This window comes from Paenibacillus uliginis N3/975, assembly GCF_900177425.1.
GTDB classification, from domain to species: domain Bacteria; phylum Bacillota; class Bacilli; order Paenibacillales; family Paenibacillaceae; genus Paenibacillus_AQ; species Paenibacillus_AQ uliginis.
In genome coordinates, this window is sequence record NZ_LT840184.1 from 4,275,641 (window position 1) to 4,299,023 (window position 23,383).

General features: G+C 47.1%; 19 protein-coding genes, 1 tRNA gene and 1 pseudogene. 6 read left to right on the forward strand and 15 right to left on the reverse strand.

Annotation, left to right across the window (positions count from 1 at the left end; all coding sequences use genetic code 11):
• Positions 1–687 precede the first annotated feature (687 nt).
• The 9 genes from B9N86_RS20430 to B9N86_RS20470 all read right to left on the reverse strand — a co-directional run bounded on the left by B9N86_RS20430 (position 688) and on the right by B9N86_RS20470 (position 14,730).
• On the reverse strand, positions 688–1,872 hold the full coding sequence (locus tag B9N86_RS20430) for a M48 family metalloprotease (RefSeq protein WP_208914985.1): 1,185 nt from the start codon (positions 1,870–1,872) through the stop codon (positions 688–690).
• Between the two features lie 274 nt (positions 1,873–2,146).
• Positions 2,147–2,410 carry an S-layer homology domain-containing protein gene (locus B9N86_RS20435; RefSeq protein WP_208914987.1) on the reverse strand — a complete coding sequence of 88 codons (264 nt, stop codon included), beginning with the start codon at positions 2,408–2,410 and terminating at the stop codon, positions 2,147–2,149.
• Between the two features lie 329 nt (positions 2,411–2,739).
• Positions 2,740–3,573, reverse strand: coding sequence for a carbohydrate ABC transporter permease (locus B9N86_RS20440; protein WP_208914989.1), 834 nt, complete (start codon positions 3,571–3,573; stop codon positions 2,740–2,742).
• Positions 3,563–4,471 (reverse strand): carbohydrate ABC transporter permease, encoded by a 909-nt coding sequence (locus B9N86_RS20445; RefSeq protein WP_210190600.1) that lies wholly within the window; start codon positions 4,469–4,471, stop codon positions 3,563–3,565. The genes B9N86_RS20440 and B9N86_RS20445 overlap by 11 nt, the downstream gene beginning before the upstream one ends.
• Positions 4,472–4,576: 105 nt before the next feature.
• Positions 4,577–5,911, reverse strand: a complete 1,335-nt coding sequence (locus tag B9N86_RS20450; RefSeq protein ID WP_208914991.1) for an ABC transporter substrate-binding protein — start codon at positions 5,909–5,911, stop codon at positions 4,577–4,579.
• 180 nt (positions 5,912–6,091) lie between these two features.
• On the reverse strand, positions 6,092–10,405 hold the full coding sequence (locus B9N86_RS20455; RefSeq protein ID WP_208914993.1) for a galactose-binding domain-containing protein: 4,314 nt from the start codon (positions 10,403–10,405) through the stop codon (positions 6,092–6,094).
• Between the two features lie 277 nt (positions 10,406–10,682).
• Positions 10,683–11,420 (reverse strand): response regulator transcription factor, encoded by a 738-nt coding sequence (locus B9N86_RS20460; RefSeq protein WP_208914995.1) that lies wholly within the window; start codon positions 11,418–11,420, stop codon positions 10,683–10,685.
• Complete coding sequence (locus tag B9N86_RS20465) at positions 11,408–13,186, reverse strand: cache domain-containing sensor histidine kinase (RefSeq protein WP_208914997.1); 1,779 nt, start codon at positions 13,184–13,186, stop codon at positions 11,408–11,410. Before B9N86_RS20465 ends, B9N86_RS20460 begins: the two co-directional genes overlap by 13 nt.
• A gap of 188 nt (positions 13,187–13,374) precedes the next feature.
• Positions 13,375–14,730, reverse strand: coding sequence for an FAD-dependent oxidoreductase (locus B9N86_RS20470; RefSeq protein WP_208914999.1), 1,356 nt, complete (start codon positions 14,728–14,730; stop codon positions 13,375–13,377).
• 155 nt (positions 14,731–14,885) lie between these two features.
• Between B9N86_RS20470 and B9N86_RS20475 the strand changes: the two genes are divergently transcribed.
• Positions 14,886–15,914 carry a LacI family DNA-binding transcriptional regulator gene (locus tag B9N86_RS20475; RefSeq protein ID WP_208915001.1) on the forward strand — a complete coding sequence of 343 codons (1,029 nt, stop codon included), beginning with the start codon at positions 14,886–14,888 and terminating at the stop codon, positions 15,912–15,914.
• 121 nt (positions 15,915–16,035) lie between these two features.
• Here B9N86_RS20475 and B9N86_RS20480 read toward each other — a convergent pair whose 3' ends face one another.
• Positions 16,036–16,821: a sugar phosphate isomerase/epimerase family protein gene (locus tag B9N86_RS20480; protein WP_244562776.1), complete on the reverse strand. Its 786-nt coding sequence runs from the start codon at positions 16,819–16,821 to the stop codon at positions 16,036–16,038.
• Positions 16,822–16,961: 140 nt separating this feature from the next.
• Here B9N86_RS20480 and B9N86_RS20485 point away from each other — a divergent pair, with 140 nt between their 5' ends.
• Together B9N86_RS20485 and B9N86_RS20490 are read left to right on the forward strand one after the other, a co-directional pair.
• Positions 16,962–17,183: an AraC family ligand binding domain-containing protein gene (locus tag B9N86_RS20485; protein WP_208915003.1), complete on the forward strand. Its 222-nt coding sequence runs from the start codon at positions 16,962–16,964 to the stop codon at positions 17,181–17,183.
• Complete coding sequence (locus tag B9N86_RS20490) at positions 17,176–17,805, forward strand: helix-turn-helix domain-containing protein (RefSeq protein ID WP_208915004.1); 630 nt, start codon at positions 17,176–17,178, stop codon at positions 17,803–17,805. Before B9N86_RS20485 ends, B9N86_RS20490 begins: the two co-directional genes overlap by 8 nt.
• A 38-nt stretch (positions 17,806–17,843) precedes the next feature.
• Here B9N86_RS20490 and B9N86_RS20495 read toward each other — a convergent pair whose 3' ends face one another.
• A complete protein-coding gene (locus B9N86_RS20495) occupies positions 17,844–18,707 on the reverse strand; it encodes an AraC family transcriptional regulator (RefSeq protein ID WP_210190601.1) in 864 nt (287 codons plus the stop codon).
• A 141-nt stretch (positions 18,708–18,848) separates the two neighbouring features.
• Here B9N86_RS20495 and B9N86_RS20500 point away from each other — a divergent pair, with 141 nt between their 5' ends.
• Complete coding sequence (locus B9N86_RS20500) at positions 18,849–19,964, forward strand: glycoside hydrolase family 88 protein (protein WP_208915006.1); 1,116 nt, start codon at positions 18,849–18,851, stop codon at positions 19,962–19,964.
• 193 nt (positions 19,965–20,157) lie between these two features.
• Here B9N86_RS20500 and B9N86_RS30465 read toward each other — a convergent pair.
• Positions 20,158–20,277, reverse strand: a pseudogene (locus B9N86_RS30465) (FusB/FusC family EF-G-binding protein); the annotation flags it as partial.
• Positions 20,228–21,217: a hypothetical protein gene (locus tag B9N86_RS20505; RefSeq protein ID WP_244562777.1), complete on the reverse strand. Its 990-nt coding sequence runs from the start codon at positions 21,215–21,217 to the stop codon at positions 20,228–20,230. The gene B9N86_RS20505 and the pseudogene B9N86_RS30465, both read right to left, overlap by 50 nt.
• A 10-nt stretch (positions 21,218–21,227) precedes the next feature.
• On the opposite strand from B9N86_RS20505, the gene B9N86_RS20510 reads away from it, so the two are divergent.
• Entirely contained in the window at positions 21,228–21,596 is a 369-nt protein-coding gene (locus tag B9N86_RS20510; RefSeq protein ID WP_244562778.1) for a tyrosine-type recombinase/integrase, read from the forward strand.
• 355 nt (positions 21,597–21,951) lie between these two features.
• Here the strand turns inward: B9N86_RS20510 and B9N86_RS20515 are convergent.
• Together B9N86_RS20515 and B9N86_RS30700 are read right to left on the reverse strand one after the other, a co-directional pair.
• Positions 21,952–22,037 (reverse strand) — tRNA-Leu (locus tag B9N86_RS20515).
• A 283-nt stretch (positions 22,038–22,320) separates the two neighbouring features.
• Complete coding sequence (locus tag B9N86_RS30700; RefSeq protein ID WP_280174948.1) at positions 22,321–22,449, reverse strand: hypothetical protein; 129 nt, start codon at positions 22,447–22,449, stop codon at positions 22,321–22,323.
• Positions 22,450–22,598: 149 nt separating this feature from the next.
• Between B9N86_RS30700 and B9N86_RS20520 the strand changes: the two genes are divergently transcribed.
• The gene (locus tag B9N86_RS20520) at positions 22,599–23,357 is read left to right on the forward strand and encodes a polysaccharide deacetylase family protein (protein WP_208915009.1); all 759 of its coding nucleotides are present in this window, start codon (positions 22,599–22,601) and stop codon (positions 23,355–23,357) included.
• Positions 23,358–23,383 lie beyond the last annotated feature (26 nt).

A 23,383-nucleotide genomic window follows, 5' to 3' on the forward strand; every position in this document is an offset into this window, starting at 1 on the left:
CGAAGTGAATCAGGAAGTAGGCTCGGCATCGAATCTTGAATTCAGCCGGTCCTAAGCAAATGCTTACGAAGTATGTTTCCTCCGGAAACATCTCAGGTGCTCACGTACCCAAAACAGATGATGCTTCCGAAGACGTTTTCTACGAAAACGTGCAGCTCCGCTCCTCACTCCCTAGCTTCTTCCAACTGAAGCGTTTGAAAAAACGCACATCGGAAGAATAAGCTTCGGTGCTGAAAACCGACCTTTTTGAACACGCACGTATAAAAAATATTACACTTTTTTCACAAAAAAATAAACCGGCTTCCCATCCGGGAGCCGGTTTATTTCTTCACTTGCTTATTACGCTCTAACGATGCCGAGGACGGGGGTCGAACCCGTACGGTAGTCACCTACCGCAGGATTTTAAGTCTTGAAGTAGTCTTCGTAGCCCCTTTTGTACACCACGGAAAGATCGAATACAAATCCTTTAACCACGCGGGTTAAAGGCATTTTTTATGTTCTTGCACTCTGCGTTCGGAAATCTGTATATGCAGACATGTTAGCAAAAATGTTAGCAAAATGAAGGGCAGAAGCTTTGAGTTACTGCCCTTTTTGTATGAAAGCGAACCCTTCGCTGCCAACGATGTGCTCTCCTATCACTACATACTTAACTAGCACAAGGACTTACTTAATATTAAGTAGCTCTATTCAAGAACCGCTCCATCCCTTACCTATTATAGCCCACTTAATTGTTTGAAAGAAATGTTTGAAATAATCTTTGTAAGACCATTCTTTATAATCTTGTATCTTCTTTATTCGGTATTCGATACTAGGGTGGGAGTGCCAACTATTATATCTTGAATAATATTTTTGAAACCACAACGTGTTTGAGTTTTCAGCCGCTTCTTCAACCTTTAACCTCTCCAGCAACTTGAGCATTCCCTCTCGCATGTTGCCTGATAGCTTACAACTTTTTCTATCTGCACGTAATTCTCTAATCTGAAACCAATATCCATGTTTACTGCAAAGAAAATACAAAAAAATAATGATAAACGCGATCAGTAAAAGAGGGAGGGCAATTAATAAGACTAATGCAAATAACGGAAAAAGCTTGCGGAATAGATCAATTAAAGAAGCATAAAGCATAGTTCCAAATAAGAAACCATAGATCGTTCCTAAAGAAAATAGCGAGTTGTTAGAACGATAGTCCTTATTACGAATATGCATTAGTTCATGAGCTATCAATGCACGAAGCTCATCAAACGATAATTCTTCAGACGCAAATGATGAGATGAGTACAAAGGACAACCCTTTTCTAAAACGTGGTTTCAGTATAGCGTATCCCCCTGTATTACCACTAGGATATACGCAAAGAATTACATTTGAAACACCAATTTCTAGGCTTAGTTCTTGTAATATCTGAACAGTTTTATCATCTTGTTCTCGCGGAAGAAAACTCTTAAAATTTCTTAGCCAAACTTTATAAGGAAACATTCTTTCATAAATTTCATGAAAATATTTTACGATACTTCCTAAAAAATTTCTCCAGTACTGTTCAACACTTTTTTTTCCGGTTCTTTTTATCTCTTGTTCCCCTAAAATCACTTTTTCAAATTCACCTACAGTCTGAACCCAAGAATCAGTCCATTTAAAGCCCACTACGAAGGAAGCGATTATTATCAGTACATGCTGAACCCAGCTATATTGAGACTGAAAAATGAAGAATAGAACGACAGCAGGTGATAACTGAAGCCAAACTAATGGAACAATCGCTAAGCAGTCAATTTTCTTATCTCGATTCTTCCTATTTTTGATTCCAATTAAAAAATAAACCATACGACCAATTCCCGAAAAATTTCCTATTAAAAAGCAAATGGAATATAGTAATCCCATGTTTTCCTCCTACAAATCCTTAGGTTCGACATAATCAAGAAGATAATAAACTCTGTGTAAAGCCTTCCTTATAGGTTTTCTTAATAGTTGAAATGCCCTCTATGACTTATAATTTCCATTACCCTATGTTTTTCCTGTTCAATTAATTGGCGCAAATATACTTTTGGATCTACACCAAAGTCAGGTTTTATCCTCTTGTATCCTTGATTGAAATTTACTACATCGAATATTTTTTGAGAATCACTCTTGGAAAATACGGCTTCAATCAATGCACCTAACCATACTCCCCTGTAGACTTACCCGAAGCGTTTGCGAGTATTAACGCCATCTCTGCACGTGTTATTTCGTCATGTGGACGGAAAGCACCATCCTCATTGCCTTTGATCAAGTCTGATTGTACCGCTTGCACGACTGCTTTCTGAGCCCAAGAACTGATTTCCGCTGCATCTATGAAAGTAAGTAGCGCTTCCTTTTCTTGCGGTATTAGTGCATTCATCAGCATTACAGCGAATTCCTCACGAGTCACAGCGTCAGACATTGCAGAACTGCAGTATTACGCTCAAATAAGCAGGGTTGAAGCAATGGCCAGCGGACTTATTCAATCTTAACGGAGCAAAAGCCTCTTTAACCTACAGACTGTTAACATATGCCTTTTTTTCGTTTCGAAGTAGCTGTCAAAAAACAAACGTCAGTCCATTATTGGGCTGACGTTCGCATGTGAAAATTACTGCATTTATATTAGGTATCATTCCTTTTTCCTACATCCAATTTCCTATTGATCCAAACTTTTCAGCTATATTCTTCGCTTTCCCTCAATATCCATTGATCTTGTCCTGATCTTTGGCAGTCCTTTTTGGAGAAAACGCATTATTTCAAGCCCGTATTGGCAATGCCTTCAATAAACTTGTTTTGAGCCAGGAAGAAAACGACCAGAATCGGGACTGTTGCTATGGTCGAAGCGGCAAGCAGCAGCGGCCAGTCCACGCCGGCATCCGTAGTCAGCATGGATAAGCCGATCGGCAGCGTGAACAATTCCTTCGTATTTAAATAAATAAGCGGTTCAAAAAACTCGTTCCAGCTATTCATGAATGTAAAGATGCTTACGGTTGCCAATGCGGGCGTGGCGATCGGGAGCATAATCGACCTGAACGTGCGCCACGGCGAACACCCGTCCATTTTGGCTGCTTCATCCAGTTCAATAGGAACAGTAATTAGAAACTGACGTACGAGAAATACGCCGAACATCCCTCCCGATCCAAGCATTGGCGGAAGAATCAGAGGAATATGCGTATCGATGAATCCGAGGTTTGACATCCAGCTGAATAAAGGAATGGCCGTAACTTCGGTAGGAATCATCATCCCGCTGAGCAGGAACAGAAAGATCGCGTTTTTGAATGGAAAGTGCAATCTGGCAAACGCATAGCCTGCCAATGCGGACAAGAAACAAGTGCCTGCCGTGACGAGCACCGCGATATACATACTATTAAAAAAGTAGAGATGAAACGGCATTTCCGTAAATACGCGAATATAATTGATCCACTCCCAAGCTGCGGGTATCCACTGGGGCGGAAATAGAAACACCTCGGATTCCGTCTTCAAGGATGTGCTGACCATCCAAAAAAAAGGGAACAACACGATGAGGGAAACGATTGTTAGAACCAGATAGGATGCAAGGTTGGATGTTATCTTTTTATTGTTCATAATGTACCCATCTCTTTCTTAGTTTCCACTGTATCAAAGTCAGAACCAGGATAATGCTGAACAAAATAAATGCCAGTGCCGATGCATAACCGAATTCGTAGGAGCGGAACGCTTGTTTGAAAATGTAGAAGACCATCACGTACGTGCTTGTTCCCGGCCCTCCGCCTGTCATCACATAGATTTGTCCGAACACTTTAAGAGAACCGATAACGGTAATTATCGTTACCATGAATACGGCTGGCGTAATCATTGGCAGTGTAATGGATTTAAAGGTTTCCCAGCGCGAAGCGCCGTCAATTTTGGAAGCCTCGTAATAATCCTTCGGCACATCGTGCAGAGCGGCCAGGAAGATGACCATGTTCATGCCCACACCTTTAAGCGCACTGACCACTATAACGGTAGGCATCGTCCAAGTTTCCGAGAAAAGCCAAGGAATCTCCGTTCCGCCAAACGTTCGGATCAGCAGATTGACTAATCCGCCGTCCGTAGAGAAAATAAACTTCCATACGATCCCCCAAACCACGAGGGAAACGACTACCGGCGTAAAGATCGCGGTCCGAAACAAGCCAATGCCCCATATTTTCCGTTTCAACAGCATGGCCAGCAAAAGCGATAATACAATGTTCAGCGGGACCAAGCCCGCAGAGAAATATACGGTATTCACGGCCGTATCCCAGAAGACGGGATCATCGCGCATGGCGTAAATATAGTTATCCAAACCAATATACGCCGTATTTCCAAATAACGACCAATTCGTAAAGCTCATCACGAAAGCGTAAACGATCGGGCCAAACAGAAAGATTAAATATCCCGCCACAATAGGCAGTATAAACAAATATCCCGTCCACATTTCTTTTGATTTCAAAGTTGCTAAACCTGCTGGCTTACCTCCGGCCATTTGCGCCTACCTCCTGTTGTGAATATGACGAAACCCTCCCTTTAATATCCGAGATCGCCCTATTGTTCATATGGCGATCTCGCAATGCTCCATCGTTCTGGAGGGTTACTTCAATAGAGGATTAATGCTGTCTTCCATAATTTTCAACGCTTGCTCGGTTGTCGTGGAACCGAGCAAAATCGCGTCCAGGTTTAATGTCACCTGCTCGTCAATCTTGACCCAGTTCGGATGGGAAGGCCGGATTGTACCTTCGGCCAACCGATCGTACGCAGCCAATTTCATCGTTTCAACAGTCGGGAACGGGAACTTGTTCAGATACTCATCGGAGTACAAGACAGACTCTCTCTGCGGTACAAAAAACTCGGCTACTTTAGCTGCATTTTCCTTATTACTTATAAATTTTAAATATTCCAATGCTTCTTCCGGATACTCTGCGTCTTTGAAGATCGAATAGCCTCCAAAGCCAATAGGCATCTTGACGCCATGGTCGCCTTCCGGAAGCGGAGCAATATCCCATTCGAAATCAACTTTGTCACGGTAAGCGCTTGTACGGGTAACGTTCTCAAACGCCATACCAAGCTTACCTGTATCGAAAGTTAACTGCTCGCCGATGCTTGGATGCGCTTTCTTATTGAGTAGCCCTTTAAAAAGATTGATCGCTTTGGCCGTCTCCGGCGTGTTCATAGCGAATTGCGTTGTGTCTTCGTTGAAGATTTCGCCGCCCATCGCCCAAATCAATGGAATCAGATTGTCGGACCAGTTGGAGGAATTTTGTATGAACTTCACGCCGTATACCCCTTCCTGCGGTTTGGAGATCGCTTCGGACGCTTTGACCATCTCATCGTAAGTCCAGTTGCCCTCTTCATAAAGCTGCATTGGCGACTTCAATCCATTCGCTTCAAACAGATTTTTATTGTAGAAAACGACCTGAGGCGGCGTAGAGAATGGAATGCCGTAGAGTTTGCCGTCCTTTTCAAATGCAGTGAGCGTGGATGGTATTATATCATCGAACGCATAAGCCGCATCCTCTTTCACGGACGAAATATCCAGCAGCTGGCCCCCATTCATAAATTGCGGAATCATGCGCTCTGAGATCCATACGATATCAGGCGAGGTTTTGGTCGCTGCCATGATCGCCAGTTTCTGCTGGTAGTCCGCCCACGGAATCACGGTAGTTTTGACTGTCACATTCGGATGGAGCTTATTGTATTCCTCAGCAAGCTCGTCATACAACGTCACCTGGGCATCGCTGCCCCAAACGGACATCTCAAGCTCCACAGGATCTTTTGACTCAGCAGCCGCTTCCGCACTCGGCGTATTGTTCGCATTTTCCTTGTTTGCCTTTACGGCGCCATTATTGTTCTTTCCATTTCCTCCGCATGCGCTCAGCAAGCCGAGCAGCAATACAAAAGACAGCAAGACTACCCCGTATTTCTTCATTTTTATGCCCCTCTCAATGTTTGTAACCGCTTTCTAATACTAGTATAAATTTGATGGCTTCCAGAAAAAATAACACGAAATCGAGAAAAACTATGTAAATTCGAGTACTTTAATAGAACCAGCTGTATAACAGAACTTCGGCCTAAGCCCGCGTGACAAGGACTTAGGCCGAGATGGTTCCTAATCGTTGACGAAGCCGACAAACACCTCATTGATTCTGGCCATCATATCATTCGAATTGCCATTGCCCCATGACGGACGGACAAAATGGAAGCGCAAGGCAGTCGTCACGACGGGGTTTTCCAAATTCAACATCGTATACTGACTCCAAAAAGCGTCCTGATCATTATCTCGGACTTCGGCTATCGTCTTCCATTCTCCGTCTTCCAAGAACTGCAGATCAAAATCTCTGACATGCCAGTTGGCCGAGCCCATAACCGGCACATGTCCGCTCCACAGCTTCACTTGGTTGATCGTTTGCTCCGTTGTCCAGTCCAGCATCAGATAAGGCGTTTGGGAGCCGTTTGATATCCACCGGGTTTCCAAGCTTCCGTCAAGTACTCTATCTTTTGTATTTGTACCCAGCGTGGAGTCGACCGACAACTGCGCAGTAATCGCCAGATTATTGGTTACATTAAGAACGAACGTTCCAGTGCGAGCAACGCCATCCAAGACGACAGCTGCCTGCAATGTTGCTTCTCCAGCTTGAAGCGCGGTAACCACGCCCGTATTATCAACAGTCACTAGATCCGGCGTCAGACTTATGAAAGATATGTCCGCATTTTCCAACGAAACGTCCGATCCTGTATTGTATGTGCCGGTCACATGCAGTTGGGTAGTCATGCCCGGCACCAGCTGCGAACGATCCGCCGTTACCGCTACGGCCGCAAATTCGACGGGAGGGTAAGTTTCAACCCGCAGGTAAGGCCTATAGCTGGAGTCGGGTCCATTGTATAGCTGCGTCAAGTAACCGGTTTGATCGGCATCCTGGGCAAAAGCAAGCGATATCGTCCGATCTCCATCCAGACGTTCTTGCACGAGCACAGTCGCATCGAATACATACCAGACGTTCTCGCCGTTATTATTCAGCTGCACAGTCGAGAGCTTCTGGCCAAGCTCTGGCGGAGACTGGTACGTATTCCATTGCATTGTATCGCTGTCCCAGTCATTGCTATCCACTGCATAGAGAGAAGTTGCAGCTCCCGTCTCTCCAGCAGGGCTCTCCAGCGCCTGTCCATACACATAGAGCCATGCGGTAGCCAGCTTGCCTTCTATGGAATTCAGATCGAATTGCAGATAGCTTCTCGCCGATTCGCTATCGTCTCCGCCTTTAATCTGTAAGAGATCCGCAACCGGGGTGTTCTGAGCATTTTTCTGTACGCTTGCCGCCTTGGTTGCCGGCAGCAGTTCGGAAACCGCCACTTGATTCTCATAATCCGTCCCGGTATTTCCGCTGATCTCATTGCCGTAGAGACGAATATTCGTGCCGTGCGAGATCATAACGCCATTCGTATTCCCCGTAACATGATTGTCCTGAATGACAATATTCTTGGGTATGCCTGCGCCGTTCCCGGCGTTGGTCGGATCGCCGTCGTCTTTCATGGCAATTATGCCCCAGAAGTCGGAAGCCGTATTGTTCACGATCTGATTGCCCTTCACAATCGTTCCGGGCGCATTTTTCAGACGTATTCCCTGGCTCCCCGCGTTCGTAAATCCGGTAATGGTATTATTCTCGATAATCGTATCGGGAGATCCCAAATACACCTGCACCCCATACCGTTTCACATTCTCGATTAAATTGTTATGAATGTAATTGCCTGGTCCAGCGGCATCATGCGTAGCGCCCGGATTGCCGACGCCGACAGCCGCTTCGCCGCCGCCAACGATATGGTTGCCGCTTACTTCATTCATATACTCGTCTTCTCCGTGGAAATCGATAGCGTCTAATGCCGAGTTCAAGTAGTAGTTGTTTTCAATGAGATTGTTATGCGTGTAAGAATGCGCCAGCGTTCCGTGACGCAGATAGGGACCGATAAACTCGTTGTTGCGAACGACATTGAAACGAGAGTCGTCCTCTCTGCCGAGCCGGCTTTCCTTGGACTTGCCTTCGATAGAAACGCCGTATCCGTTTCCGCCCTCGGCTAAGTCCGTCGCGTTGCGAAAAAGCGAATTTTCCACGATAACATCATGACTGTTCGTAATTACAACGCCGGTCCGTTGAAACTTCTCGATCGTCAGTCCGTCCAGCATAATGTTATAGGACGGTTTGCCGGAAGCAGAGGTAATCATGATCACCTGCTTAGGTCCGCCCCGATCCGGATTCGCAACCGACGTATTCGTTGAATAATTTAAGTCCCAGCTGGACGTAATCGTCATGTTGCTGATCTTAATATTGTTTTGTCCGGCCATGCGGAATACGATGCCTTCAACCGTAGCATATTCTTCCTGTTCGTTAGCATGGTCGGAGACCAGCAGAACGCCATCCTGGCTCTCGCCGCGCACCTGCACGCCGGATTTCATAATGAAATGGGTAACTCCGTCCTTATCTGTGCTCGTTAATTGATAGTGTCCGTTCGGAATATACACTTCGTCCCCAAGCGCCGCTGCAGCCAGTGCAGCCCGGATAGCTTGAGCGTCATCTATTCCGTTGTCAGCAGGATCGGCGCCGAAGTCCAGGACATTATACGTAGAGCCGGTCACTGTCTGAGCCTCATGCGGCACATGCGGTGTGCCATCCGCATAATAGAGACCTGCCTTTGTCGGAATTGGGGAATCCGGATCCGGTCCCGTTGGCGGAATCTCCACATCACTTAATATAAACCCGTCCACATGGGGAGGGTAAACCTGAATTTCCGTTACGCTTGTCCATTCGCTTGCTCCGCGCCCAACAACCCGTACATAACGGGCGGTTACGGCTTCAAAACCAAAGGCTTCAACCTGGATCGTCGTGCCGCTGCTGTCGCCGCTGTATACGCGTGTCCAGTTGGTCTGGTCGTTCGAAACCTCGATATCAATGGTCTTGCGGCGATTGTCTCCCCGGTAGAAAGCGACTCCCAGATAAGAAACCAGCTGTTCCGAGCCCAGATCCAGTTCGATCCATTGCCCGTCATCATACGCCGACCACCTTGTCTGAATATCGCCGTCAATGGCATATTCCGGAATATTGGAATCGCTGCCGCTGGCCCGATACCCCGCGACCGTCAGCGGGGTTGCTGAATCTCCGCTAAGAGCCGGTGTGGATACGATCACCTCATTGCTCGGCACAGAGGCCAGCTCAGTCGTCGTGTGCGCTCTTATGGTAAAAGCATATTCAGTGCTTGGCTCCAGATTGAACACAAGCGCGCTATATAGACCGCCATTCGCATCATAAGTGAAAGAACTTACGGAAACCGCAGGGCTGTCGCCGTTGTAGATCACATATTGGCTAACATCCGAGCTTGGCAACGGATTCCACTGCAGCTTGACAGTTGTGCTCGTCGTCTCCATGACGTGAACATGGAATGGCGGTTCCGGCGCAACCGCCTCCTCAGTTGTCACTTGAACTGCTGCACTGTCTTCGGATATCAGACCATTGCTTCCCACCGACCTGACCGTAAAGGAGTAAGCCGTCTCCGGAGTCAAATTGCGCGCCGTGGCGCTCCAGGTGTCCGTATCGGAATCGAAAACCGGACTCGTAGCATCTTCAACCTGAGCCCCGTTATTGAACAGCTGGTACGATTGTACCTCTTCACTCGGCGAAGGATTCCATCGCAAGGTCACGGTTGAACTCGTTTTCTCGGTCATGCTCAGGCCGGACGGAGCTTCCGGCACTTCCACAGGCGTAGCGTCGTACACCGCGAAATTATCATAATCCACATTCGTCCGCAGCGCGAACAACCCCGGGTATCCCGATGTCAGCGGATTATTGCTGTCGACAACGTCAAGCAGCAGTACGTCGTCTACATAAAGCCGAATCCGGCTGCCGACGATTTCACCCCTCAGCTTGTAGACTTTATTCGTATTGAAACTTGTCGGCGCACTCATCGCCAAATACGATGTCGTATTGTTATAGCGCTTGCGAATATGGAACTTGGCGGAAGCTGTGCCGCCGCTTTTCTTGTAACCGATTTCATAATAGTTGTCGGCATCCGCATACTTCAGTAACAGCCCGGGAACGGCAGGAGTCAAACCGCCCCAAGAGTCAAGACTTATATCCGCCTCAACACTGTAATCGTCCGGCAAGTCATCCCTTTTGTAATAAGCATACTGCTTGTCACTCGAATTAAAATTTCTGTAAACGTGATTCCCATCATCCGTCTGAACAACCGAGTATGGGGCTGAGACGGTATCGAGAACAAACTCATCCGGAGCGCCGTTCTCGAAATCCTCGAATACGATTCGGTTGGCAGACTCCGCATCGGCTTCGGCCTGTACGCGGCTCGAGCCCATCAAACCCGTGAACAGCATACTCAGGATTAATAATAACGCTGTAGATCTTTTGGTAAGACTAGTCATTATCCATCACATCCTTTCTTTCATGTCATTTCATTTGCTCTTCTCTTGCAGTTTATTTGTAAGCGCTGCCAATACAACCTAACCCAAGCTTTCACTTACACCTCCCGAACATCCGAATGTAATCATTCTGTCGCAATACATGAAGTCTCCGCGCCATTTGGAAGCGCTTAACAATAAGTATACAAGTCAGCCTGTCAGTGAAAAACAACACATTTTCGAGAAAAACTACGATATTCATAGCATCTGTTTTGTTTTGTGCTCAATGATCTGACCAGCCTTAACTCAGCGGCCTTTTTCTATATTCGGTAGGCTTCACTCCGCAATGCTGCCGGAACACGGCCATAAAGTGATTGGCGCCGGCATAGCCGCAAAGGTTGGCGATCTCGTATATTTTCAAATGTGTATGGGTCAACAGCTCTCTGGCTTTACTCATCCGGCAGGCCGTCACATAATCAGAATAATTTTGTCCGGTCTTCACTTTAAACAACGTGGATAAATATTGATGATTCAAATGCACCTGCTCCGCTATGAATGGAAGTGAAACATCCTGATCCAGACAAGAGACGACCAGTTCCTTCACTCTTCGAATCGTCAGATCTTCATGGGCCGCTTCGGCGTTAGGCGTCTCTACCGCCCGCTCGCGGTCCAGCCGCGCTTTCAAATTCAATAGAAAATGGGTAAGCTCAATCCGGTCCACCGGCTTCAGGATGTAATCCGACGCATTGTGACGCATCGCCGCCTTGGCATAAGTGAAATCTTCATGCCCGCTGATGATTAATACGGGAAGGTCGGGATACAGCCCCCGGACATGCCGCAATAACTCGATTCCGTTCATCTGGGGCATACGGATATCCGTAATCAGCAAATCTACCGATTGCATTCTGAGAAGCTCCAGCGCAGCGAAACCGTGCTCCGCTTCCGCGGTTACCCTATAACTGCCGATCACTTCCTCGATCATTATCTTTAACCCTTCCTGAATTTTCTTCTCGTCTTCTACCAGCATCACATTGTACATTCCAATTCCCCCCATTCTAATGGCAGCCGGATTCTCCATAGTGTTCCGGAAGCCTCATCGCTCTCCACGCTTAAGCCGTATTCCACGCCATAAAGCAGTTGAATGCGATGGTGAATATTTTTGATGGCATAGCCTTTAAGCGCATCTCCAAACTTTGGACGGCTGCCGTCCCGCTCCGGCTTGCACAACATCTGCTCACGAACCTCCAATAAACGTTGCGGCGGCATCCCCAACCCATTATCCTGTACAGTCAGGAGCAAATCCTGATCCAGCACGGATGCCCTGATCGTTATCGTTAATCCGCTATTCCCCATTCCGTGCTCCAATGCATTCTCAACCAGCGGCTGAAGCAGCAGCTTTGGTACAAGACAAGATTCGAAGGACGGATCCACATACATTTCCGAACTCAGCTTCTCGCCATGCCTGGATAACTGAATTTGCAAATAAGCGTTAACGAACCGTATCTCCTCCTTCAATTGCACCGGTCGTTCCTGCTTGTCAACCGTGTATCTCAGCATTTTGCCCAAGCTGGCAACAATGTCGCTGATTTCGAGATTTCTCTCCTTCAGCGCCTGCATGCTTACCAATTCCAACGTGTTGTACAGAAAATGCGGATTAATCTGGCTTTGCAGAGCCGACAGCTCGGCTTCGCGTTCGCGCAGTTTCGTTTCATATACCTCCTTGACCAGCCGCTCCACTTCCGTCACCATCAGATTGAAACCCTGGGCCAATTGCCCGATTTCATCGCGATTCATCAAGCTCAAATCTGCCCGTTCGCTGAAAGCCCCGTCCTTTACCCGCCGCATGCGCGACTGAAGATAACGGATCGGCCTGACCAGCCGCTCTGACGTAAAGATCGCAAGCAAATAGGCAATGATAAGCGATATGACTGAAATGAGGATCGTAAATCCGACGATTTCCTTGCCGCCCCGTTGCAAATCGGCCATCGGGATAAGTCCGTGAATATTCACTTTCGTTGATTTGGAGTGCATGGTTGTGTACAGATAAGTCTGGCCGTTCCAATCTATCGTTCCGTCCCCCGGACCGGTATCCGGGAAATTAACCAGTTCATCCGGAAATAACAGCTCGCCGTTATCCTTTGTCAAGTAAAACTGGCTGTTGTCGCTGAGCCATACTTCTGACAATAACGCTTCGAGCTCCTTCATGTTAAAATCAATTTTGACAACCCCGATGCTTTGGCCCGTTGCAGGGTGATTCAATGCTCTGGCAGCGGAAATAACCCGCTCCGATCGTTTGTAATAAGTCGTCTCGTGAGGTTCGATAATGACAAGCCTTCCTTCCGCATCCAGCACCTCCTGCATCCAGCTATTCCCTTTCTCGTTCCAATAACGCTGCGTCAGTTTTTCTTCGACGCTATACATAATGCCGTCGCGGGTGAAAAAGATCATTCGTTCAATTCCGGGCTGATCCAATGTAAGCGAAGCCGCTATTCTTGCCATTTTGGTAATTTCCGCCGACGGAATAAGCTTCTCTTCGCCTGGTTCTTCATAATTGTGCTTCTCCAAAATACGCAGCACGTCTTCGTTATACAAGGGAGCCACAGTTATTCTGTCCGCGTCTTTTATCGTATTTTCCAAATTAATTTTCACTTGATTCATAATTTGCATGGAGTACGCCCTGGAGTTTTTTTCGGTTTCCTCCGCAAATTTATTGTAAGTGCTGATTCCGCTTATCAGGAATGGAATGGTGATAAGCAGAACGAACAGGGTTATAAATTTGGCTCGTATCGAAATATACCGCTTCATTTCACCGATTCCTCCTGACAGATTGTAAGCGAAAACATATACTATCACATGGTAAAAAAGGCCGCTCATCCGGTAGAATGTTTGTTTTCCAACAAACTTCCGATACGAGGCGACCTTATGAAAAAGTCTACCATGTTCCAATTATTTCTTCAATTGAATTTGGCCGTTATCTTGCTGGCGGATACGCGCTATACAGTCTGCCCGCTGCGAAGCAGCGCGCCGTTATGAATTAGCCGCTCCTGCAGCTGTCCAATGTCGATTTTTCCCGGTGATATACCCTGCTCCCATGCAATTGCTGCCGCCGTACCCGCAGCCTGTCCTGTCGCCATGCAGCTAGGTGTCAGACGCGTCGTTGCCAGCGCCTCATGCGTCGTCGAGATGCAGCGGCCTGCCACGAGCAGATTGTCAATCCGCTTCGGCAGCAAACAGCGGTAAGGAATATCGTATGCCCCGTCTCCCTGGACCCATGCGGCCTGTACGCCCTTGCCGGACGGATCGTGAATGTCGATGGGATAGCCGCTTCGTGCAATGCAATCGTCGAACGCGCGTCCATCCACAACATCCTGTACCTGGAGTGAATAGCAGCCGTCTATTCTGCGGCTCTCGCGTATGCCGATTTGCGCTCCGACCGAAGAGATGGAAGCGTTCTCGAAGCCTGGCAAGCAGCGGGCCATGAAATCCGCGACCATGCGCACCTGCTTCCTGCCCTGCACCTCTCCTTCCGTCAAATCCTCCAGTTCAGTTCCGTCCAGCCCTTGAACACGAGTCGTATTGACAAGCACCTCGTCCGGTCCCGGACCTGTGAAGAACAGGACCTGGTCTCTGTTAATGGGCAGGTCAGCCTCCTTCCAATGCTTGAAGTAACCCAATACGCCGGACAATGGCAGTTCCTCCAGCTCATCGAAAGGTGTCTTCTTGTAAAACTCGTCCGGATGCTCGATCATATACCGTTTCACCTTCGCCAGATTAACGCCTCTCATTCGGAACTTCATCGTCATCGGCTGCGTCAAATTGTCGCTGTCGCGTCCCTGCAAGCACGGCGCGCCTGACAGATAGGCCAGATCGGCGTCCCCTGTCGCATCGATGAACTGCTTCGCCGAAATTTCGTACTTCCCGGACTTGGTAGCCAATCGTACCGTTTCAATGAGGCCGTCCCTGGTCTGCACTTCGTCCATGAAGCTGTGCAGCAGCACCTTCACGCCCGCCTCGCGCAGCATATCGATGGTTAACACCTTATACACTTCAGGATCATAAGGGGTGATCGTCTTTACAAAGCCTACCGTATCGCGAACGTGACCGGGCGAAGCTCCCTCGGCCATCAAGCGGTCTACAATTTCCTGCGCCGTTCCGGCAATGACCTGCTTGCCATCCATCGTGTGAAAGGTCATCCATGGATAGACCAGAGCTGCAGTTGACATGCCCCCAAGAAAACCGTATCGTTCAATCAGCAGCGTTCGCGCCCCGCTTCTTCCAGCTGCCAGCGCCGCATTGATCCCCGCCGGCCCTCCGCCGCATACTACAATATCCGTCTCTATTTTTCTCATGCTTAACCCCTCCTCTGAAAGTATTTTCATTATAGGAGCTGGGGGACTTCTAAAGTAGTTGAACTTTAGTTTAAAATAGAGCTGTCAAGTGTTAGCGTGGACGATAGCTTTACGTTCGCATCCCCTAACCACACGGAGAAAAAAGGAAGGCGGTTTTGAAATTGGGAACTCGTAAATCGATTACTCTGCACGATCTTTCCAAAGAACTTGGTCTTTCGATTCAGACCATATCCAAAGCGCTGAGCGGACGAGCCGGCATGTCCGAGGAAACGCGGAGCCGCATTATCCGAACAGCCTTCGTACGCGGCTATTTGACTGTATCTCAGGCACGTGAGATGGTCAGCCGTGGCATCGCGCCCTATCCTACCTTCCAATTTCGATTTGTATTGATACAATCCCGGCAATCTATGAATTACAACGTATTGTTGACAGAGGGGTTAAGAGAGAGGCTCGATCAATTGGATCATCGACTGGAAAGCTATGTGCTGGATGAGGATGTGCCGGATCACGCATTCTCGGACTGGTTGGAGCAGCGCAATTTGCCGACGGCGGACGGTCTGTTCATCGCGCCCCGGCTGCTCTCGGACTCCACGGAGCGCAAGCTATTCGAGCTGCCTTTACCCAAGGTGCTGATTAATTATCCGAGACCGCTTTCCCGGATCGACAGCGTAATCTGGGATGTGTTCGAAGCCGTCTGCATGGCCGTGGACCGGCTCGCGCAGCTTGGCCATACCCGTATTATGTACGTAGGAGATATTCACAGTCAGCGGGGGTATACAAGAAGATGGCAGGCGTTTGAGGAAATGATGGGTGAGCTTCAGTTGGATCATGACGCAGAACTGCATATAACGGACGTTTGGGACGAGTCCATGCTGATCGACAAGCTGCGCAGCAGCCAACCAACAGCAATCATTGCCGGCATCGATGAAGATATCGTAAGGCTGTACGACAGCCTCACCACCCTGGGCTATCGCATCCCGGAGGACATCTCCCTAGTCGGATTGGCCAACGGACCGGTGGCGGCGCTGCCGCAATTAAGCCGCCCCCAGCTTCTGATCAGGGAGACCGGATATAAAGCGGCTGAGAAAATGCTGTGGCGCCTCGCCAACCAGGGCGAGCCATGCGAGCATATCCGTATTGCCGGCCCTTTCCATAACGGGCAAACCATCCGGCGCTTCAGCTGAGAAGCGCCGGATGGTTTGATGTTCGGACGAGCTGTCCTCTCTCTACAAAAAAAGCCAGCAAAGCTATTCCGGTTGTTCGATTCGCGGCTCACTGAGGTCCGCCTTTTCGGCAGTCGCGTTCTCAGGCTTCACCGAACAGATTCGGTTGCAGATTTGACATTAAATTATATAGATTGGTAAAGCTAGTTTGCACGCAGCCCATCGGTGCTGTTCTGCAAACATCCTGTTCTACTACGTACCACTCAACTCCGTTCTCCTCTCCCCAGCGAATAATCGGTTCGAATTCAATCGATCCTGTACCGATTTCCGCAAATGCCTGCTCACCGTCTGCGGTCATATCCTTCATATGGACAATCGGCATCCTGTCCGCATATGGTTTGAAGAATGATGCTGGCTCAAAACCGCACTTCTGAAGCCAGTATACATCTAGCTCTGCGAGAATTTCATTGTCTACAGCAGCCTCAAGCAAGTACGAAAGCGCGTCCTGCCCCTCTATCACCGTTTCAAATTCAAAAGCATGATTGTGATAGCTGATTCGGAAGCCTTCACCCTTCAAATGCTTCGCAATACCGTTCAAATCTTTCTTCAGTTGTTTGTATCCGCCTTCATTTCGCAGCTCAGCGGGAATACTCGGGCAAATAATATCCCGTGTGTCGAACAGCCTGGCATCCGAGACCACTTTGCCTGTGTTCGCAACAATGTCATGGAAACCAACATGCATGCCCGCGGTCTTCAATCCAACTTCGTCCAAAACCGCTTTGAGTTCCTGCGGGTCATAGCCTTGAAAGCCCGCAAACTGTACGCCGCCATAGCCAATTTGACTTATTTTACGAAGAACTCCCGGGAAATCTGCTTGGCATTCCTCGCGAAGCGTATACAATTGAACCGCAATCTTATCCTTCAACAAACTACCATCTCCCTTCACTTAATTAATCCCCAGTATAGTGACAACTGATTTAGAAGTGAATATCCGATTCTCTGCTTGTTGACTTATTTTGCAACATTTATGATAGTAGAAATAGTTTACTCACTTGGAGGTGGCAGCAAATGATAGACGCATCGTGGATCGATTGCCTGTTGATCGGTTATTCTCATCATACTTCTCCATTCACCGGCTCCTTGCAAAAGGGCACAGCCGACAATCGCTTGCTCCTGCGCTTCCAGGTAAAAGGGACATGCCGTGTCGAGATTAACGATGAGACACATGTTGTGCAGCCCGGCGATCTGATCATCCGCAAGCCAGGGGGAATACTACCGGTTAGTGGTTGAGGCCGATAAAGACGCTGACGCCTCTCAGCCAATTGAGAGCGCCGATTACTACTTATCCTGCAGCGGAGCATGGGTTCAGCAGTGGTGCAGCCGGAACGATTTTCCAAGCAAGGTTCATCTGGATACGGCGGAAGACTTCTTGGCATTATGGAGAAAGCTGATCTATGAGAAGCGGAATATTCATGGGGATAATGCGGAAATGATGGACGCTTTGATCAAAGTTTTATGTCTAACTATCGAGAGGTATGTACGGAAGCAGACGGCGGCGGCCTCCAGGCCGGAGCTCAACATTCCTTACAAAATGAAGCAGTATTTGGAGAAGCATGCTACCGAGCCGCTGACGCTGACCTATATCGCCGAACGTTATGGCATCAGCGTGTCGACAGCCTCCCACTTGTTCAAGCAAGCGTTCGGGCAATCTCCAATGCGTTATGTCATCGAGATCAGGCTGTCTATTGCCTCGGAGAGAATTCTATACAGCGACATGAAACTGGAAGATATCGCCGAAGCCTCCGGGTTTCGCAGCTATCCTTATTTCTGCCGCGCCTTCCGGGCTTATTTTCACGCCAGTCCCAGTAAATACCGCGTTCGGAACCAGCTTCGTAAGGTAGAGAATCCTTAAATGGAACGAAGCATCTATTATATTACCGCTGCTCCCCGCTACAGCCTCAGGCGGTATTGATGCGGAGACACGCCCATAATCCGTTTGAACAGGCTAATAAAATAAGAGGTGCTCGTAAACCCTACCTGCTCGCCGATCGCTTCTACAGATTTGTTCGTCGTTTGAAGCAGACTGCAAGCCTGCTGCATTCTGCGGGCAGTCAAATAGCCCGTAATATTGCTACCCGTCTCTTGCCGAAACAGCCGGGACAAATAAGATTTTGACATATGGAGCTCGTCCGCAAGCAGTTCCAGCTGAAAGGGCTCCCCGTAATGATTTTCAATCCATGCCATAACACGTTCCGATTGGCGAATCGGCTTCATATGCTCCTCCTGCTTGGGCCCCGGAATAACCTTTCGTATAATTAACGACAGCACCTTCAACAAATAAAGCGCGCTCTGCTCGTCCTTGCTGCTGGCTGAGGAAGTGAGCAGGCTATTCTGGAATGCGGAGCAAGCCGCATTCAACTCTTCATTGCAATCGATCATATCTATGCCCTGCAAAGCGATAAGCCCTTGAAGCATTCGTTTATAGACGTCATAAAGAGCCGGAAACGTCCTTAAGTAGCCCTTCATAAATACAGGGTCGAAATGAAAGACGCTGCGTTCATACGGCCGGCTTTCATCCACTTCCGCATAAACATTATGCAGCTGATAGGGTTGGAAATAAAACAGCATGCCGGGCTTAAGCTCGTACGTCTTCTGATTGACGGTAACCGAGCCGTGTCCCTGATGCACAGCCAGCACCTCGAAGCCCCGATGCCAATGGTAATACCCCTCGAAATCTTGCTGCGACCAGTTGCGGTATGACCAAAGAAAAGACAGTCCCCCGTAATCCATTTCCTGAAACAACGTCCCCTTCACTGACTGCACCCCTTCATTTCAACAAGTCAACAGAACAACATTTTTAACCATTGTAGCGTAACTTTGCCCATTTGTCAGAGACTATAATGATAGCAAGCAGCTTAACCACAATCATGGGTCGACGAGGAGGCTTACTACAAAATGAATCAGGCATACAAAGAAAAAATATTGGCGCAATTAACCGAAAAGGTAGAGCACATGATAAACCAAATTGGAGATAAAACTCCCCATGTGGCAAAAGCCAACGGCATCTATGACAGCACAGACGATAACTGGTGGACGTCCGGCTTCTGGCCCGGCCTGCTCTGGGTTATGCATGATGCAACAGGGAAAGAGTCATTCCGGACAGCCGCTTGGGATTGGGACGCCAATCTGGAGCGCTGCTTCCGCGAGCATCCCGTACAATTGCATCACGATGTCGGCTTTCAGTTTCTGCCGACTGCTGTCATCAAATACGAATTAACGGGCGATCAGGAAGGTCTGCGAATTGGCTTGAAGGCGGCAAACTTCCTCGCGGGCCGCTTCAACGTGAATGGCGAGTTTATTCGTGCGTGGAACGGGCAAGAGGCGCTCGGCTGGGCCATTGTTGATTGCATGATGAATATCCCCCTGTTGTTCTGGGCAAGCCGCACGACCGGCGACCCGCGTTACAAGCATATCGCGATACGTCACGCGGACACCTTCCTCCGTTACGCCATTCGCGAGGACAGCTCGGTATGTCATATTTTATCTTTTGATCCGGAGACGGGCGCGTTTATAGAACCGCTGGGCGGTCAAGGCTTTTCCGGCTCCTCGGCGTGGAGCCGAGGCAATGCCTGGGCGCTTCATGGCCTCGCGATTGCTTACCGATGCACCGGACTTGAGCGTTATTTGCACGCTGCGAAGCGGGTAGCGCATTACTTTGTCTCCGCCCTGCCGGAAGACTATGTGCCGTATTGGGATTTCCGCGTAGAAAACATAGAAAACGAGCCGCGCGATACTTCCGCTGCCGCCATCGCAGCATCCGGTCTGCTCGAACTTGCTGAGCTGGTTCCATCCACGGAACGCCGGATCTATAACGCGGCTGCCGAGAGAATCCTGTATTCACTTAGCGAGAATTATGCGACCTGGGACAATCCGGACCATGAAGCGATTCTTCTCCAAGGCACCGGACATAAGCCTGAGAACGCCAACATCAACGTATCGCTTATATACGGAGACTACTACTTCGTGGAGGCATTCGCCAAGCTTAACGGCTGGAGCCATCGGATCTTTTAGTCTGCCTCATTCCGTTTATTTTAGAGTCATTTTTTGATCTTTGCCCACTATGGTATACGAATCATAAGAAAATATAGCCTCCATCACAACTCTCACTGAGGTTTTGGAGGCTTTCTCATTACATATTTGGATTGTCTCATTCAGCATGTGGTATTGTCTAAATTTTTGCAGAAATAATAATGGTTGTACAATTCGCTCTGTAGTAGTCAGGCAAAGCATTGGCTGGCTTCGATTTCGTAATCGCCGAGAATAACGCAACCTCTTCATGCCGATTGCACAAAAAACATGTGCTTTTCTTGTTTGTTGGAGTAAAATACAGTTTTCGAATGCACTAACTTATGAAGATTTTTCTCAATCAACCGAACAGCATCCTGGGTCTGTTTTCCCTCTAAATAATGCTCCACCGCCTCTTCGTAAAATCCACTATTTTCCATCCTATTCGCCGCATGAATATGTAATTCTGGTTCATCTATCATAATTAATGGACTTGAAAGATGCTTATTCTCAAATAATCGCAATATTAATTTTACATATAAACTCATAAATGAATATGAATTCATTCCATAAGAACCTAATTTCAACTGATGAGACTCATAATCAAAACCTTTACCACCCAATTGAAGCTGTACTATCTGGCTAATTTTTTCATATACACTATCTTGACGAATTTTAATATTCGATTTTTCAAATTCTTCAATAATTCCATAAATAACGTTGTCATAATTCCCCTCAATTTCATCATCTAATTCAAAAATACCTTTTATATTTTTACTTATAGATACTTTTTTTCTAAAAGGAGCTATCTCTCCAATAACCCTCCAAATTAACTCCCAATTATAAAGATCAATATTTCTAGACTCCAAAAAGAAGATTGGAAATCTAACCGAAATGAAGGCTCTAAAGTCATATTCCGCCACATTCCAGTATATGGATTTATCCTCTTTGTTGTACTTTAAAGCCAAAGTACATTTATTGTTTATAGTATATTTTTCAACATATTTCTTGATTTTATCTACGATTTCATTTGTAGGGTCTAAGTTACTACCAAAATCATTAAGTTTCATTTCAGAAAAGAACTCACTAAGAAAACCTTCATAAGGATGAGTACTAGCTTGTACTTTATTGATCAATTCATTGAAATCATATTCTACAGAAATTTCAATTTCATCATTATAGGGATTAGTTTTATTAAACATTGAATCATCAAAAACTTCTCTTGTTAGATTAATATAAAAAAAATATAATATCTTCATAATATTAGATTTGCCAACATTATTAATCCCAATGAAGCAGCGGAAGAAAAACAAACTGCTGTACGGTAAAGATTACATCGATAGTGGTCTTGTATGTTGCTGGCCTGATGGTAGTCCACTGAAGACGGAATACCTGAACCACAAATTCAAGGATATACTTGCAAAGAACGGATTGGCCCAGGTTCACGATCTCAGGCACTCGACAGCAAGCTACTTGATTAAAAATGGTGTAAACCTGAAAGAAATTCAAGTATGGCTTGGACATTCAACTCTCAACATTACAGCCAATACTTATACGCACATCGATATGGAGACGAAAAAAGATACAGCACAAAAATCAACGACCTGTTTTCCAAAAAAGCATAAGGAAGCCGCTTAATGAGTATGCCGTTTGGCGGACATTAGATGATACGGTAATACTTCCACGCTGTCGAACATCGCCAGAATCCATGTCAAGCTTGCTTTGGAGCATGCGACATAAATAATTCACCTTGTCATAAAGAAGCCCTTAAAGCAGAAATCCAGCGTCTGAGCTTGGATCATAATAGAATCCTCGAACACAGAGACTGAACAAGAACCATTCATCGTGAAGTCAGTACAAACATAATTCCGAGAGCATAGAAAACCTCGAATCGACATGAAAAAGAAGCCGCGTTAGCAACATGTTAGCAAATCGGCTTAATAAACAAACAAGGGTTTCAGCCCAAATGAGCTGAAACCCTTGTTTTCATTGATGCCGAGGACGGGGGTCGAACCCGTACGGTAGTCACCTACCGCAGGATTTTAAGTCCTGTGCGTCTGCCTGTTCCGCCACCCCGGCATAATATCATTGTGCGCCAACTGAGCAATATTTGTTTCATCGGCGACAAAAATGATAATACCACGAATCAATATATGCTGTCAATATGCGGTATAAATTTTATTTAAATCCGCCTAAAATAACGCATCTTTTCCATTCCAATCAAATATGCCTCCACTTAATATCTTAACTTAATCACTTTGTTCTTCAGTAGTGCGTTCTATAACAATTAAACGCCGTTCCAAATCCGCAAATTTCTCCTCGTTCCCTGCAACCAGCAACAGATTCGACCGGAGTCGATTAATCAGTATAGCTGCTTCCTCACGGGTAAGTGGCTCTTTAGGGCGTGACCCGTCAAAATAACCGTTTCTTTAGCCTCCTCCCATGCTTTTACTGCCCAAGGACTTGGTTGATTGCTTTCTTTAGGCTCCACATCGATCACGCCTCCCTTTCCGGAAAAATACTCTCTCAACTGCGCCTCGGTTCCTGCAAATTAATAAAAAAAGAATAAAATCACATCCGGCTTCAAAGAATAATAAGAAAAATGTCAATTTCCATGACAAGCAAAGGACACAATAACCGATGAAAAAATTCTGTTTACTGCTGCTGTTCGTCATCACCTTTTCACTGATCACGTCACCTGCAGGCGCCATGCCTTCAGCGATCAGTAAAAAACGAGACTATTACGAACAACGCGGCGAAATTGTGTGGGAGGTCCCTACCCCGAACAAGGTGATCGCATTAACTTTTGATGACGGTCCCGACGATGTCTCAACGGTCAAAATTCTTAACCTGCTTAAACAGTATGATGCCAAGGCTACTTTCTTTGTTGTCGGCAACCGCGTGGAGAAACATCCTGAGGTCGTCAAGCGTGAGCTGGAGGAAGGACATGAGATCGGAAATCATTCATTCAGCCATCCGTCATTTGAACGTATCGGCAGCCGTCTTATTACATCAGAGCTGGATAAGACCCAGGAAGCTGTTTATAAAGCGGTTGGACAGAAACCGGAACTATTCCGACCTCCGGGGGGCAGCTACAACGAATCGATCGTACAGTTTTGTAAAAATAACGGTCTCCTTATGATTTTATGGTCCTGGCATCAGGACACCCTGGATTGGAGGAAGCCCGGCGTTGATAGAATCGTAGACAAAGTTTTGAAAAACGCACACAACGGCGATATCGTGCTCATGCATGATTTTGTGTCAAACAGTACGCAGACCTCAGACGCACTTGAAATTATTTTGCCTGAGTTGAAAAAAAGAGGATATTCCTTTGTCACGATCTCTGAACTGCTGTCATACAGAGAGCAGACAAAAAATTACATGCAAGTGAATCATTAGACATCAAAAAAGCCTATGTATCTTAT

Bases quoted from the DNA above. Each gene is read 5' to 3' on its own strand.
- B9N86_RS20430 (WP_208914985.1), bottom strand. From the start codon at position 1,872: ATGGGATTACTATATTCCATTTGCTTTTTAATAGGAAATTTTTCGGGA.
- B9N86_RS20435 (WP_208914987.1), bottom strand. From the start codon at position 2,410: ATGTCTGACGCTGTGACTCGTGAGGAATTCGCTGTAATGCTGATGAAT.
- B9N86_RS20440 (WP_208914989.1), bottom strand. From the start codon at position 3,573: ATGAACAATAAAAAGATAACATCCAACCTTGCATCCTATCTGGTTCTA.
- B9N86_RS20445 (WP_210190600.1), bottom strand. From the start codon at position 4,471: ATGGCCGGAGGTAAGCCAGCAGGTTTAGCAACTTTGAAATCAAAAGAA.
- B9N86_RS20450 (WP_208914991.1), bottom strand. From the start codon at position 5,911: ATGAAGAAATACGGGGTAGTCTTGCTGTCTTTTGTATTGCTGCTCGGC.
- B9N86_RS20455 (WP_208914993.1), bottom strand. From the start codon at position 10,405: ATGACTAGTCTTACCAAAAGATCTACAGCGTTATTATTAATCCTGAGT.
- B9N86_RS20460 (WP_208914995.1), bottom strand. From the start codon at position 11,420: ATGTACAATGTGATGCTGGTAGAAGACGAGAAGAAAATTCAGGAAGGG.
- B9N86_RS20465 (WP_208914997.1), bottom strand. From the start codon at position 13,186: ATGAAGCGGTATATTTCGATACGAGCCAAATTTATAACCCTGTTCGTT.
- B9N86_RS20470 (WP_208914999.1), bottom strand. From the start codon at position 14,730: ATGAGAAAAATAGAGACGGATATTGTAGTATGCGGCGGAGGGCCGGCG.
- B9N86_RS20485 (WP_208915003.1), top strand. From the start codon at position 16,962: ATGATAGACGCATCGTGGATCGATTGCCTGTTGATCGGTTATTCTCAT.
- B9N86_RS20500 (WP_208915006.1), top strand. From the start codon at position 18,849: ATGAATCAGGCATACAAAGAAAAAATATTGGCGCAATTAACCGAAAAG.
- B9N86_RS20505 (WP_244562777.1), bottom strand. From the start codon at position 21,217: ATGAAGATATTATATTTTTTTTATATTAATCTAACAAGAGAAGTTTTT.
- B9N86_RS20520 (WP_208915009.1), top strand. From the start codon at position 22,599: ATGAAAAAATTCTGTTTACTGCTGCTGTTCGTCATCACCTTTTCACTG.